Here is a 13,635-nt window from a genome sequence, read left to right on the forward strand (position 1 = left end):
GTCTCCGATTATTTGACGGAACCAGCCAACAGGCCGCTGACGAGGTAACGGTTGAGGAAAATGACGACGAGGGCGGGGATGACGATCGCGATCGAGCCACTCGCGGTGATGAGCCCGTAGTCGATGAAGTTCTTCGTGACGAATTCCGGGATCAGAACCGTTAGGGGCTTCGTTGCCTGCGGCGAAAAAATGAGCGGTACGAGATACTGCCCCCAGGCACCCAGAAACGTAAGGATTGCCGCTGCCGTCAGACCCGGTCCGGCCAGCGGCAGGACGATGTTGAAGAAGATGTAGAGCCGGCCCGCTCCGTCGAGTTGCGCCGCCTCTTCCAGTGCGATCGGAAGAGCTTCAAACACGCTCCGCAACAGCCAGAGCGACAGAGGCAGGAAGGCCGAGACATAGATCAGCGAGACGCCCACATAGGTATCGACGAGATGCAGCTTGATCATGATCTGATAGAGCGGGATCAAGACAGCGTAGGCAGGAATGGCCAGCGTCGCGACGACAGCGATAAAAAGCACTTTGCGGCCAGGAAACTGAAGCCTGGTGAACGCGTAAGCCCCAAGAGAGGATATCGCGACGCAAAGCAAGGTGGCAGCGATTGAGGTCACCACGCTATTGAGCAACGCGGCCCGGAACTGTTTGAACACCTCCACACCTCCGATCCGCGCAATATTGATGCCAAGCAGCCGGGAGTAGTGATCGAGCGTAAAGTGCTGCGGAAAGAAGTTGATCGGTCGGGTCGAAAAGTCTTCGCTGGGCGTAACCGAACTCGCGATGGTCCAGTATATCGGCCCCAGAGACCAGATCAACAGGACGACGACACCGGTCCAAATTATCATTCGATAGGCAATAGTAGATCTCATCAGTCGAACCGTGTGTTGCGATAGACGCGAAGGACGTAAACGAGCGAAATCAGCAGAGACACGAGAGTGATCACGACCGATAGCGCCATGCCATACGAGAAGCGGAGATTCTGGAATGTTTCGAGGTAGATCTGCACGAGCACCGGTCGGGTCTCGAGGCTGGCACCCGCCAGAACCCACGCCTCGTCGAAGAGATTGAAAGCGTTCACGGTTGCGTTCGTCATGGCGACAGCGATCGCACTGCGAACCAGCGGAAGGGTTACCCATCCGAACATCTGAACGCGCGTCGCCCCATCGATCCGCGCAGCCTCATAGAGATGCGCAGGGATGCTCTGCATCGCGGCAAGGACGATGACGATCGTCAAAGGCATCATGCGCCAGACATGGACGACCGTTACGGCGACGATGGCGCTGGTGCGATCGTTGAACCAGACATGATTTTCGAAGGGGAGCCCCAGCGCAGAAAGAATACCGTTCAACAGACCCGCGCCCGGTTGATAAATCCAAAGCCAAATGACCGAATTCACAACGCCGGGCAGCGCCCAGGGCAAGATCACCGCTGCGAGAACCCACTGCCGCCCGACCTTGATCTGATTGATGAGAGCGGCGGCAAGAACGCCGAACACGGTTTCGGCGGCGACAGCCAGAACAACATACATGAGCGTGTTGCTCCAGGTCGTCGCGAGCTGGCCATCCGACAGCATTCGGCTGTAGTTCTCAAGACCGACGAATGGCGTGCCGGCCTGCATGGGGTTGACCCTGTGCAGGCTGTCCCAGACGGTTCTTCCCATCGGGTAGAAGACCAAAGCTGCCATCGTGATAATGATGGGCGACACCAACAGCAAGCCGAGTGTGGCGTCGGCGTTGAAGCCGACCCCACGCTTGCTCGTGGCCTCTTCGGACGCCAAAGCTGTCATTGCGCCATTGCCTGCTTGGCGGCGGAAGCGATAGCCTCCATCGCCTGGTCGACGCTCATCTGTCCCTTGGCAGCGCTATTGATCGCCGTGTTTACACCACTGGAAAATTGCGGGTACCAAGGCGGCGTGCCTTGCGGAAACAGCGGCTCAACCGTCTTCGACTGTGCCACCAGAGCGTCGCCGCTGTTGAGCTTTCCGGACTCGTTGAGTTCGGAAAGCGCCGACGTGCGTGTCGGCAGGAAGCCGTTCACAGCATTCTTCTTCTGGAAGTCCTTGCTGGTAAACCATTTGACGAAGGCGATCGCCGCCTCCTTGTTGGGAGAGACGTTTGGAATAGCCAGCGCTTCCGGAAGGCCGAAACTGCGCGTTTCACCGCTGGCCGTCGGCACGAGGATCGCCTCTACCTGGCCGGCGACTTTCGACTGCTTGGGATCGTTCATCTGGCCAAGACGACCAGGCTCACCGGAGATCATGATGCTGGTGATGCCCTGCGCGAACATGCTCTCATTGATCTGGCTGTCCTTCAGGCCAGTGGACGCCGGATCGACCAGCCCTTCCTTGAGGAGCATCAGCTCGAAAGCAAGCGCCTTGTAACCAGCCGAATCCGGCGAGGTGAAGAGCGGATTGAAATCCTTGTCGAAGAGTTCGCCACCGAAGGCCTTGGTCAGCAGATACCAGCTCGTAGACGCACCTTCCGTCGCTGAAACCGGCAGGCCGATCGGATACTCGACAGTGCCTTTTTCCTTGATCTTCTTGGCTGCAGCGACCAGGGCGTCCAATGTTTTCGGCATCTCGGTGATGCCTGCATCCGTGAAATGCTTCTTGTTGACGAGCATCACCCGGAAGTCGTTGGTATAGGGAATTCCCAATAATTTGCCGTCAACCGTGAAGATCTTGGCAACGCCGATATCTTTAACCGTATCGGCGTCGATCACGTCGTTGAGCGGCATATACCAACCGGCCGCGCTGAACTGACCGGTCCAGGACCAATCGAATTCGGTGACATCCGCTGGCGCTGTCCCGGCAACCAAAGCCGTCACCAGCTTCGGGCGGATGTCGTCCCACGACAGGGTCTGCAGGTCGACGTGAATGCCGGTTTCGGCTTCGAAGTCCGAGGCGATGTTCGGTCCCTGCGGCGATGGCATGAGCACCGTGATCGACTGACCGGCAAGCGGCTTGGCGTCCTGGCCAAGAGCGGGTACGGCGATTGCCAAGGTCGCCGATGCAAGTAGAGGCAAGATCAATTTATGCATGTTCCCATCCTTCATTATTCTTGAGCTCAATTCACTGGGATACGCAGTCACCGCCTTCGGCCGTGGCCACGATTTGCCCGAACCAGCCGTCGTCTAGTGGCCAGTCGAGAAGTTGGGCGGCAGCCAGGAGCGCGCCGCCAATCGGGGGAAGTTTCGGCAAAGCCGGAGGCCTGCCAATTCGCCGTTCGAGCGCCTCCAAAAGAAGCCGGCTCGAAAAAGTACCGCCGGCATAGGTCCAGTCGGCATCCGGATCACAGTGGCCGGCAATTGCCTTATGATGCTTCGCGAGTTCATCGGCGGCCTGCTCGATCAACCCGACCGCTCCTTTGTCGCCGCCAAGTGCGATCTGATCGACGAGGGCCGAAATCGCTGCAATGTCCGCCCGTTCATTCGCCAGGGAGCTGGCCCAATCGCCGAGCCCATTCATGGGATTGTTCAAGTCGATGCGAAGATGGTCAAACAGGGCCTTTGCGAGAGCCGTTGCCGGAGCACGCCCGTCCAGGCTTTGGCTGACGAGATTGAGCGCCCTCTGCCCGATCCAATGGCTGCTGCCCTCGTCACCGATGAGATCTCCCCAGCCGCCGGTCCGCGCCGACCGCCCTTTGGAATTACGCGCCCATGCCATTGAACCCGTGCCGGAAAGAATAAGGATACCCGGCTCGCCCGCAAAAGCACCGAGGTGCGCCGCGTCGACGTCGTTGAGGACGCGCCGGTGGACGTTTGGGAACAGGCGCTCGATCGCATCGCGCTGTAGAGCCGACAGGCGTTCGACCTCCCCGTAGGCGGGCAGCGCTGCGGCGACGGCCGCCAGATTTCCTTCATCGCGAAAGGGAAGGAGATGCTGATCCAGCTCCTGGAGCCAATTCGGATTGTCCATGGGATTGACGCCATGGCCTAGCGAACGCCGCAATATCCGGCCACGCTTGTCCGCGAGGGCAACCAACACCTTGCTTCCACCACCGTCGATGCCGAGGATCAGCGCGTCGCTCACTCTTTCGCCCTCAGATCCGCGATTGTTGCGTCAACGCCGAAGTTGACAAGCTCCTCGCGCCAATGCCGCGAAAGCCCGGAATCGGTAATGACTTTCGCGGTGTCCAGCGGCGCGACTTTGTAGGTCGCCGTGGTTCCGAATTTCGAGGAATCGGCCAGGACGAAACGATTGGCGGACCGAGCCAGCATGCGCCGGTTGAGGCTCGCTTCCGCACTGTCCACGCTGTAGATCGCACCGTCGGAGCTGATGGCGCTGGCGCCAAGAAAGAGCTGGTCGAACCATAATGTTTCCAGCATTGTCTCTGCCTGAGGTCCGACAAGCGACGCATTCTCGCTACGCAGCTGACCGCCGAGAAGCACCACTTCCAAATTCGGAATATTCAGGAATTCCTGCGCTACCGTCAGGCCGTTGGTGAATATCCTGAGCGGCATGGGGTTGATGCGAACGAGGCGCGCAAGCTGCAGGACGGTGGTTCCCGCGTCGAGAAAGATTGCCGTACGCGGATGAAGCAGGTCGTAGGCCGCAGTGGCAATCGCCCGTTTGGCCGATAGATGGCGCTTTTCGCGCTCCTGAAAGGCAACCTCAACCGATGATCCTTCGGCAATGCGTGCTCCACCATGCACGCGATCAATGGCGCCCTCCTGCTCGAGGATCTGCAGGTCTCTGCGAACCGTGGCAAGCGATGCTCCGATCGCATCGGCAAGCGCCTGGATGGTCGAAAAGCCGTTCGCGTAGAGGTGGCTGCGAATGGCGTCCAGCCGATCGACCTTCACTCCGACTGCCTGGCTCAACGAAAACCTCCCTCACGATAGATCTCAATTTCGGTCACATTTTCATCTCAAATGATCAGTGTCAATCAATTTTATGACGTTTTGTGATTTATTTGATGGGGCCTGGACATGAAAAAGACGCGCCGTGAATTCACGGCGCGTCTAAAACGAATGAATTGCCATCCGCACCAGTGCTTGTGGCGGGCTTACCCGCGGGATCTCACTGATATCTCGGCAACAAATCGCCGTGCGCGTCGATCAGGTCGTCGACAAGGTTCCAGATTTGGTCTGGAGACAATTCCGCAGACGTGTGCGGATCGAGCAGAGCGGCCTGGTAGATGCGCTCTCGGTTTTTTGTAAGAGCCGCCTCGACCGTCAACTGCTGCACGGAAACGCTCAAGTTCATGACGGCGGAAAGCTGAGAGGGGATCCGACCGACTCGGACCGGTTGAATTCCGTTTCTGTCGACATGGCAAGGCACTTCCACGATACATTCATCGGGCAGATTCTCGATTAGGCCGTTGTTTGGGACATTGCCGTATATCAGCGCCGGATTGCCAGTCACCGCGGCATGAATGATGCCGGCCGCGTATTCGTTGCTGCGGCACACCTCGATCGGCTTGTCGCCTTCCAGTTCCTTGCGCAGGGCATGCCACTCTTTGATCTGCACTTCGCAGCGCCGGATGTATTCGTCCAACGGGATATTGAGCTGATCGATGAGATCCCCCCGTCCCTCCTTGATGTACCAGGAGGTATACTCGGAGAAATGCTCGCTGGATTCGGTGACAAAGTGGCCGAGTCGTCTGAGCACATCGAACCGCACCCGATCGTCCGGCGGAACGCGGCCATCGGCGGCGAGCGCGTTCAGTCTCGGATAAAGGTCTTCCCGCCGTCCGTCGCTATGAACTTTCTCAAATTTCAGGAAGAAGGCGACGTGATTGATCCCGGCCGAAACGTAGTTCACGTCGGCAATGTCCTCGCCGAGGCATTGCGCGAGATGCCCGGCTGTGTGCTGCACACTATGACACAAGCCGACGGTGCGGATTTCCGGGGCCAGATCCTTGATCGCCCAGCAGTTGATGGCCATCGGATTGACGTACTGCATCAGAAGAGCCTGCGGACAAACCTCCTGCATGTCTCCGCAGATCCCCTCAAGGACTGGTATCGTCCGCAAGCCGCGGAAAATGCCGCCGATGCCAAGGGTGTCGGCGATCGTCTGACGCAAACCGTATTTCTTCGGAATGTCGAAGTCCGTGACGGTCGCCGGTTTGTAGCCACCGACCTGCATCATGAGGATCACGAAATCAGAACCGCGCAGTGCTTCCCGCCGGTCGAGTGTGGCGTCGATCCTGACGTTTGAAAGCTTAAGCGACTCGCAGATCCGGCGAGCGACGATCTCTGACGTCTTCAATCGCTCTGGATCGATATCGAAGAGGCTGATGACGTAGTCGCCGCCTCTCTGTGAGGACAGGACATCTCCCAGAATGTTCTGTGCAAAAACGGTGCTACCAGCGCCTACCAGGCAAATCTTCGGCATTGCAATCTCCCCATCGGTTGTGATTGCTTATTGCTCCTTCTAGATCAGAATTTCTTCCTGACATCGGCCTATTAATTCCGGAATTCGAGTCTCAGCCACATGAAACATCCCCAAAGCCGCGGCGAATGGATTGGATCCCGAGGGGAGTTCTTGATCGAGCGTCACATCGCTGACGCGATGGCCGCACCGCATTGGCATGACCACGTAGAAATAAACCTGCTCATGGCAGGCCAGATGACCTACCTTTTTAATGGAAGGCAGGAACAGGTGGAGGCCGGCCGCCTGGTTTTATTCTGGGCGGCAATTCCCCATCAGACGATCGCTGTTAGCCAAAATGCGCCGCTGGTATGCCTCTATCTTCCCCTTATAGATTTTCTGGGTCTGCCGGTGGACAGGAAAGCAAGGCAGTCGATCATGCAAGGGAGATTTCTGGCGCAGGCAAGTCAGGAAACGATGGACGCGTTGACCCTCCCACGATGGGAAAAGGAATGGCAGTGCGGCAGTGCGGCAAGACGGAGATTGGTCGTGGAGGAAGTACGACTGCGAATACGACGTCTGATCCTGGACAATGCTGAAAGCGACAATTCGCCAACCCATGTCTCTCCGACATCGTTGGCCGGCCAGGCGGTGCGACACGTCGAGTTGCTGATCGACCTCATCAATTCCGGCTACGCAGATCCGGTAAGCGTAGCCGATCTCGCAAAACTCGCGGGCATGCATCCAAGCACCGCCAACAGCGCTTTCCGAAAGGTTTTGGGAATATCAGTCAACGAATACCTGACTCGACATCGGATTGCCCGGGCGATGCAGCTGCTGACGGACACGGACGATCCGATCCTCCAGATCGGTTTTGACTGTGGGTTTGGTTCCAGCAGTCGCTTCTACGAGATTTTCAAGGAGCGAACGGGTACGACCCCCCGTCATTTCCGGGAAAGGGTGAGCTCCAAGAACACTCCAGTGCCCTGATGAGATTCCAACCGACGAGGTCGTGATGGCTCTGGGTGCCTACCTATTTCGGCTCACTACCTGAGCAGACGAGTGCGGCGTGCGCTTCGACCTCACGCGGATCCAGCGTCGCCGTTTGGTCCCGGCGATAGATCTCGGCGGAAATCACCGTCAGGCATCGATCAAAATCGGAGGGACGGATGAGGATCGCGCCACCAACGATGATCGCGGAAAGCAAGATCGCGCCTGCCAGCAGAATATCACTTCTGACCATGTTCCCTAGCGCGACCGTCGCACGGCTTTAGTGGAGCGTGCCGCTGATCACCATTTTTGACACGAATGCGGAAAGAAGCTGGCTATCGAAATGGCCCGGCGAATTCATCATCATGTTGATCGCCTCTGCTTGCGAGAAGGCGCGCTTATACGGCCTGATCGTGGTCAGCGCCTCGTAGACGTCACAAATCGCCGCAAGCCGGGCGACGTAAGGGATCTTCTTTCCGGCGAGCCGATCAGGATAGCCGGAGCCATCGAACTTTTCGTGGTGGTAGCGACAAATGTCGAGCACCGGCTTCGGAACGTGCGCGACATGAGAAACCAGCTCATATCCCCGCTGAGGATGCCCGCGGACAAGATCCATTTCCTCGGCCGTCAGCTTACCGGGTTTCGTCAAAATTTCGTCCGGGAGCGCCATTTTTCCAAGATCGTGAACCAGTCCACCCAGTCCCAATACCCGCACATCCTCTTCTCCATGACCGAGGCTGCGCCCTAGGGTGATCATCAGCGCGCTTACCGCCAGCGAGTGGAGGAACGTCAGCTCATCTTTTTCCTTCAGCTTTGCGACTGCGATCAGCGCTCCGGCGTTGTCGAAGGCTGCCGACATGATCCGCTCCACAGCTGCGCTTGCCGCATCGCTGGCGAAAGAGGCTTTGATCCTGGCGTGGGCAAGCATTTGACGGATCTGCGGTCTTGTATCCTCGACGCATTCCCTCGCCTGTTTGATATCCTTTGCCGAAAACACGGCACGAAGCTGGGCGTCAAACGCAGCCCGGTCGATGTCCTGTGCCCCGCCCGGATCGACATCCGCGCCTTTTCGGACGTCGATAACGACCGTCATCAGGCGGTTTGCCATCAAACTCTCGACCTGACCGGCGGCCGAGATCAGGAACGGCTTGAACCGGCGTGTCCTGTCTTCCCCCTCGATTTCGACGTCCTCGACATACATTCCTACCCGCAATTGGCTGACATGTATTCGTTTTCGCATCTCTGATCCGTTCAAAATGATCTTGGTACTCAAGCGTTGTCTCAGGTATCCGGGGCTGGCCCGAGCGCGAAAACTCGCTCAAGCTATAGGGCTCCGGCACGGGTCTTGTCTTGGTCGAGCCGTTGTCCATGCTGCTCTAAAATGGCCGCGGCAACCGTTCGATCGACTGCTTTCGAAAACAGATAGCCCTGTCCGAGCTTGCAGCCGAGCTGGCTCAATTGAACAGCTTGGGGTTCTGTTTCAATCCCTTCTGCGACGACCCGGATTCCCAGCTTGTGAGCTATTCCGATCAGGCCCTCAACGATGAAGGTCCCAGCGTCGCCCGGCACCATGCGGTCGATGAAGGACTTGTCGATCTTGATGATGTCGACCGGCACCGTCAGCAGGTGGGTCAAAGACGCGTAGCCCGTGCCAAAGTCGTCGAGGGCAACCCGCAAGCCCTTGGACCGAAGAGCCTTTATCTCGTCCGCTACGACATAGTCCCGTTGTCCGAGATAAACCGATTCCGTCACTTCGAGGATGATGTGCTTGAGAGGAACCTCCGCGTCCCCGAAAATTCGGCACAGCCTGTCTTGCAGATTACCGCCACGAAAATCTGCGGCGGACAGATTGATGCCGACATGCCGGAGAGGAAGGCCTCGGGCGAGCCAGCTGCGGATGTCTCTCGCAACTCTAATCAACATCCGTTGCGTCAGCTCAGCAGCGATATGCGCGTCTTTTGTCGCCTCATGGAAATGCGCTGCGGCTATGATTTCGCCTGAAGGCGTGGTCATTCGACACAAAGCTTCGAAACCGACAATTTCCCGCGTATCCAGGCGCAAGATCGGTTGGTAATGCGCGTCGATTCGATCGTCTTCCAGGGCGACACCCACGTCCCGAACCGCCCTGAAGCGTCTAGTCAGGGCGGTGCCCAGGCCGGGATAGTGTTGCACGTACCGGCCGCGGTTGTGTTCCTTCGCATGATAGAGCGCCACATCGGCGTTCTGGCGGGTCTGGTCAGGGTTTGTTTCCGTCTCCGCCAACGCACCGCCAATCGTCGCGGCGGGAAAGACAACATGACCGTCGCATGTTGAAGGAGAGGACAGTGCTTTGAAGATGTCGGTTGCCCTCGCATTCAGATCAAGGTCTTTGTCGTCCGACACAATGACAGCAAACTCATCTCCACCGAGCCTAAAGGTGTTTTTGGCGCCTGCTGTCGCGGAGATCCGGTCTGCGACCACTTGAATCAATGCGTCGCCGGCTGCGTGCCCGAACGTGTCGTTCACGAGTTTCAAATTGTCGATATCAACAAGCAAGAGGCCCCAGGCGCGCCCGGATCGAGGCAGATCTTCGGCGAGAAGCTGGTTGAAACGAGCGCGATTCGACAGTCCCGTCATAGCGTCGCTGTATGTCAGCCGCTGACGTTCCATCACCCGTTCTTCGCGATCGATGGCGATTGTACAGAGATGGACACAAGCCTCGACGAGGTCCCGTTCGACGGCCTTCGGACCGCCCTGGTCTCGATAGTAGAAGGCGAAGGTGCCGATCACCCGCTCGCCGCTCTTGATCGGGCTGGACCAGCAAGCCCGTAACCCCAACGGAAGAACCAGGGACTTGAAGTCCTGCCAACGAGGATCGGTCTCGATATCGGTGACAACGACCGCTTCTGCGAAATAGGCAGCAGCGCCACAGGAGCCCGCAAGAGGTCCGGCTTCAAGATTGTCGACAGCCGCTGAATAGTCAGGCGGAAGGGAGGGTCCAGCAAGTGTGTGAAGACGGCTCCCGTCGAACGTCAGCACCGAAGCGATGATCCCAGGAACGGCGGCCTCAACCCGGAGGCAAAGTTGCTCGATCGTTGCTGCCAACGGTTCCCCTTTGGCAATCATTTCCAGAATGGCATTCTGCAACTCAAGGATCATGACGTCACTTCCCGGAAGGAGACCCTCCGTACCAAACCGACTTTCAAATCAGGTTACGCCGTTGATTAGATTTTGATCGAATGAACGCACTCGCGAGCCATCAGCGACCGAGCCCCCAAGCGGGGTTAAAGGGTCCAGACCCGAGGCCGGGTCGATCGGCTCACGCAGACCTTGAATAATCGATTGTGGGACTCATCTCCTTTTGCTCGTGGAGCAGACGTTCCGGGCTGTGAATGGGTGTGATGCCCGGATGGCGCATGCCCGGCGCATAATCGCCTCTGGTTGGTTGGCGGGCTTGGTGCCCTGTTCCACGATGCCATGCCGTTTGAGGCAGACGTCCTCGACCGTCGGCTTGCTTCATTCAGATGTCACGGAGAGCAGAACATGACGAAAGTTCCAACTATCGCCCGTATCTGGCGCGGTCGCACGAAGCCGGAATTTGCCGATGAATACGAAGCTTACAATCGCGCTGAGGGAGTTCCGCCACTGCTAAAGACGGCACTCGGCGTCCAATTGCTGCGCGAAGATCGAAAGGATGAAACATGGTTCACAACGATCTCCTACTGGGCCGACATGCAATCGATGACGGCGTTTACGAAAGGTGATCCGGAGCAGGTTCATCATCTGGCGCGAGATGCCGAACTGCTGTGCGAACTTCCGGAGCGTATCCAGATACACAAGATCGTGGTCCCTCCAAATCTGCGTTGAGCGTTGTTAGCTGCCTTCCTACAGGTCCCGCGTTTTTTGCCAGCCAGAGATAAATCGTAGGATTCCCGTGGCTTTCATCAAGCCAAAACGTTTTGGCTTGACTCCCAAAACGTTTTGGAGAATCTTTTCGCACTTCGGGAGGAAGGATCTTGGCCAATCTCAAACAACTCGCGCAATCGCTGGGACTGTCGATCACCACGGTGTCACGTGCGCTCGACGGTTATGCCGATGTATCGGCTGCCACGCGCGAGCGGGTTCGCGAGGCCGCTGACAAGGTTGGCTACCGGCCGAATGCTTCGGCCCGCCGCCTCCGCAGGCAACGCGCTGAGCTCGTTGCCGTCACGCTGCCGAGCGATCCTGGCCATATCGGCCCTCCGCATTTCCTCGATATGTTGTCCGGCTGTGCCGAACATCTTGCTGCTGCCGGCCTCAATCTGGTGATTGCGCCCGTGCCGCGCGGCGAGAGCGAACTCAACATCTGCCGCCGCTTCGTCGATGGCCGGCGCGTCGACGCCATGCTTCTCGTCCGCACCAAGCGGAAGGACGAGCGCGTCGAATTCCTGCAGTCGCGTGGCATTCCCTTCGTTACCAACGGCCGCACCGAAAGCCTGCTGCCGCATCCCTTTATCGACGGTGACGGCTTTGCCGGCTTCCGGGCCGCGACGCTGCGTTTCCATGCCGCCGGCCACCGTCGTATCGGCCATATCGCCGGCCCGCAGGAATATTATTTCGCACATGACCGCTGCCGTGGCTGGCGGGCGGCAATGGAGGAATGCGGCCTTGCGCCCGACCTCTGCGCCGAAGGCGCGCCGTTGGAACAGGGCGGTTATCTCGCAGCACTCGAACTTCTGCGCCAACCGTCGCGCCCGACCGCACTCGTCTGCGCCACCGACGAAATGGCGATCGGGGCACTCCGGGCACTGCGCGAGGTCGATGGCGGCAGCCAGATCAGCATTGTCGGCCATGACGATCTGCCGATGGGCGCCTTCACCAGCCCGCCGCTCTCGACCATGCGCATGACCGGCGAACACCTCGGCGCGAGCTTCGCCTCGCTGCTGCTGCGCGCCATTGCCGGCGAACCCGCCGAAGAACTCCAGGAGCTTCACGCGATCGAATTCGTCGATCGCGACAGCCATCGCCGTCCCCTGAAGGCGGCATAGACAGCAGTGCATCTCAAACAAAGAACAATGAAGGAGGAGAAGATGAAACATATCATGTCATTTGGGATTCTGGCTTCCACCGTGCTGGCCTTCGCCTCGCCGGTGCTTGCCCAGACGGTTTTCGTATCCACCCAGCTTCGTCCAATCGAGGAAGCGACCGTCGTCCGCGAGGAACTCCTGAAGGACGTCGGCTCGGTTGACTACGTGGTCGAGGAGCCGCCGCAGTTTGCCGTCCGTATGGAAGCCGAACGCCAGGCCGGCAAGCACACCGTCAGCCTCGTCGGTGCGCTGCATGGCGAGCTTTCGCCGCTCGCCGACAAGGACACGCTCGAGCCGCTCGACGATCTCGCCAAGAAGCTGGCAGCGAGCGGCATGCCGCAGTCGTTGCTCGACCTCGGTAAGCTCGGCAAGTCGACCCAGCAGTACATTCCCTGGATGCAGGCGACTTATGTGATGGCTGCCAAGAAGGAAGCGCTGCAATACCTGCCTGATGGCGCCGACGTGAACGCACTGAGCTACGATCAGCTGATCGAGTGGGGCAAGAATATGCAGGAGGCGACGGGCCAGCCGCAGATCGGCTTCCCGGCCGGCCCGAAGGGGCTGATGGCGCGTTACTTCCAGGGCTATTTCTACCCCTCCTTCACGGGCGGTGTCGTGCGCACCTTCCAGAGTGCTGATGCGGCCGCCGGCTGGGAGAAGCTGAAGACGCTATGGGCCTATGTAACACCGAACTCGACCAGCTACGACTTCATGCAGGAGCCGCTGGCAGCCGGCGAAGTCATGGTCGCCTGGGACCATATCGCCCGTTTGAAGAATGCCATTTCTGCCGCACCGGATGATTATGTGGTCTTCCCGGCGCCTGCCGGTCCCAAGGGTCGCGGCTACATGCCGGTCGTTGCCGGTCTCGCAATCCCGAAGGGGGCGCCCGACAAGGCCGGCGCAGAAAAGATCATCGAACACCTGTCCATGCCGGACACGCAGCTCCTGACCGCCTCGAAGGTCGGCTTCTTCCCCACCCTGAATGTCAAGCTGCCGCCGGATCTCGATGCGGGCGTCGCCCTGCTTGCCGGTGCGGTCAGCGCCACCCAGGCTTCCAAGGACGCGGTCATCTCGCTGCTCCCGGTCGGCCTCGGCGACAAGGGCGGCGAATTCAACAAGGTCTACATGGACAGTTTCCAGCGCATCGTGCTGCAGAACGAGCCCGTTGCAGACGTGCTGAAGGCCCAGGGCGCCACGATGGCCAAGCTGATGACCGACACGAAAGCTGCCTGCTGGGCGCCCGATGCCAAGAGCGACGGCCCCTGCCCGGTCGAATAAATCCGCTTAGCA

At 58.8% G+C, this 13,635-nt stretch carries 13 protein-coding genes; 4 read left to right on the forward strand and 9 right to left on the reverse strand.

What is annotated here, in order from left to right; all coding sequences use genetic code 11:
• Positions 1-8 precede the first annotated feature (8 nt).
• The 6 genes from G9X64_RS14025 to G9X64_RS14050 form a co-directional block, all read right to left on the reverse strand.
• Entirely contained in the window at positions 9-842 is an 834-nt protein-coding gene (locus G9X64_RS14025; RefSeq protein ID WP_171376873.1) for a carbohydrate ABC transporter permease, read from the reverse strand.
• A gap of 23 nt (positions 843-865) precedes the next feature.
• Positions 866-1,783, reverse strand: coding sequence for a carbohydrate ABC transporter permease (locus tag G9X64_RS14030; RefSeq protein WP_168309024.1), 918 nt, complete (start codon positions 1,781-1,783; stop codon positions 866-868).
• Entirely contained in the window at positions 1,780-3,036 is a 1,257-nt protein-coding gene (locus G9X64_RS14035; protein WP_168315773.1) for an ABC transporter substrate-binding protein, read from the reverse strand. Before G9X64_RS14035 ends, G9X64_RS14030 begins: the two co-directional genes overlap by 4 nt.
• A 31-nt stretch (positions 3,037-3,067) precedes the next feature.
• Positions 3,068-4,027, reverse strand: coding sequence for an N-acetylglucosamine kinase (locus G9X64_RS14040; RefSeq protein WP_168309022.1), 960 nt, complete (start codon positions 4,025-4,027; stop codon positions 3,068-3,070).
• Positions 4,024-4,818, reverse strand: a complete 795-nt coding sequence (locus G9X64_RS14045) for a DeoR/GlpR family DNA-binding transcription regulator (protein ID WP_168309021.1) — start codon at positions 4,816-4,818, stop codon at positions 4,024-4,026. The genes G9X64_RS14040 and G9X64_RS14045 overlap by 4 nt, the downstream gene beginning before the upstream one ends.
• 199 nt (positions 4,819-5,017) lie before the next feature.
• Positions 5,018-6,334: an alpha-glucosidase/alpha-galactosidase gene (locus G9X64_RS14050; protein ID WP_171376734.1), complete on the reverse strand. Its 1,317-nt coding sequence runs from the start codon at positions 6,332-6,334 to the stop codon at positions 5,018-5,020.
• Positions 6,335-6,433: 99 nt separating this feature from the next.
• Here G9X64_RS14050 and G9X64_RS14055 point away from each other — a divergent pair, with 99 nt between their 5' ends.
• A complete protein-coding gene (locus G9X64_RS14055; RefSeq protein WP_171376735.1) occupies positions 6,434-7,300 on the forward strand; it encodes a helix-turn-helix domain-containing protein in 867 nt (288 codons plus the stop codon).
• Between the two features lie 43 nt (positions 7,301-7,343).
• On the opposite strand, the gene G9X64_RS14060 is transcribed toward G9X64_RS14055, so the two are convergent.
• The 3 genes from G9X64_RS14060 to G9X64_RS14070 all read right to left on the reverse strand — a co-directional run bounded on the left by G9X64_RS14060 (position 7,344) and on the right by G9X64_RS14070 (position 10,438).
• The gene (locus G9X64_RS14060) at positions 7,344-7,553 is read right to left on the reverse strand and encodes a hypothetical protein (protein ID WP_168315775.1); all 210 of its coding nucleotides are present in this window, start codon (positions 7,551-7,553) and stop codon (positions 7,344-7,346) included.
• Positions 7,554-7,580: 27 nt separating this feature from the next.
• Positions 7,581-8,540, reverse strand: a complete 960-nt coding sequence (locus G9X64_RS14065) for an HD-GYP domain-containing protein (RefSeq protein WP_171376736.1) — start codon at positions 8,538-8,540, stop codon at positions 7,581-7,583.
• Between the two features lie 83 nt (positions 8,541-8,623).
• Positions 8,624-10,438 (reverse strand): putative bifunctional diguanylate cyclase/phosphodiesterase, encoded by a 1,815-nt coding sequence (locus tag G9X64_RS14070; RefSeq protein ID WP_171376737.1) that lies wholly within the window; start codon positions 10,436-10,438, stop codon positions 8,624-8,626.
• Between the two features lie 384 nt (positions 10,439-10,822).
• Here G9X64_RS14070 and G9X64_RS14075 point away from each other — a divergent pair, with 384 nt between their 5' ends.
• From G9X64_RS14075 to G9X64_RS14085, 3 genes are all read left to right on the forward strand, one after another.
• Positions 10,823-11,146, forward strand: coding sequence for an antibiotic biosynthesis monooxygenase family protein (locus tag G9X64_RS14075; protein ID WP_062941623.1), 324 nt, complete (start codon positions 10,823-10,825; stop codon positions 11,144-11,146).
• A gap of 149 nt (positions 11,147-11,295) precedes the next feature.
• Positions 11,296-12,306: a LacI family DNA-binding transcriptional regulator gene (locus tag G9X64_RS14080; protein WP_171376738.1), complete on the forward strand. Its 1,011-nt coding sequence runs from the start codon at positions 11,296-11,298 to the stop codon at positions 12,304-12,306.
• A 42-nt stretch (positions 12,307-12,348) separates the two neighbouring features.
• Complete coding sequence (locus G9X64_RS14085; RefSeq protein ID WP_168309014.1) at positions 12,349-13,623, forward strand: ABC transporter substrate-binding protein; 1,275 nt, start codon at positions 12,349-12,351, stop codon at positions 13,621-13,623.
• Positions 13,624-13,635: the final 12 nt, after the last annotated feature.

The sequence above is a fragment of the Rhizobium sophorae genome (assembly GCF_013087515.1).
GTDB classification, from domain to species: domain Bacteria; phylum Pseudomonadota; class Alphaproteobacteria; order Rhizobiales; family Rhizobiaceae; genus Rhizobium; species Rhizobium sophorae.

Coding starts and splice junctions, on each gene's coding strand:
- G9X64_RS14025 (WP_171376873.1), bottom strand. CDS start 842: ATGATAATTTGGACCGGTGTCGTCGTCCTGTTGATCTGGTCTCTGGGG.
- G9X64_RS14030 (WP_168309024.1), bottom strand. CDS start 1,783: ATGACAGCTTTGGCGTCCGAAGAGGCCACGAGCAAGCGTGGGGTCGGC.
- G9X64_RS14035 (WP_168315773.1), bottom strand. CDS start 3,036: ATGCATAAATTGATCTTGCCTCTACTTGCATCGGCGACCTTGGCAATC.
- G9X64_RS14050 (WP_171376734.1), bottom strand. CDS start 6,334: ATGCCGAAGATTTGCCTGGTAGGCGCTGGTAGCACCGTTTTTGCACAG.
- G9X64_RS14055 (WP_171376735.1), top strand. CDS start 6,434: ATGAAACATCCCCAAAGCCGCGGCGAATGGATTGGATCCCGAGGGGAG.
- G9X64_RS14060 (WP_168315775.1), bottom strand. CDS start 7,553: ATGGTCAGAAGTGATATTCTGCTGGCAGGCGCGATCTTGCTTTCCGCG.
- G9X64_RS14065 (WP_171376736.1), bottom strand. CDS start 8,540: ATGCGAAAACGAATACATGTCAGCCAATTGCGGGTAGGAATGTATGTC.
- G9X64_RS14070 (WP_171376737.1), bottom strand. CDS start 10,438: ATGATCCTTGAGTTGCAGAATGCCATTCTGGAAATGATTGCCAAAGGG.
- G9X64_RS14075 (WP_062941623.1), top strand. CDS start 10,823: ATGACGAAAGTTCCAACTATCGCCCGTATCTGGCGCGGTCGCACGAAG.
- G9X64_RS14085 (WP_168309014.1), top strand. CDS start 12,349: ATGAAACATATCATGTCATTTGGGATTCTGGCTTCCACCGTGCTGGCC.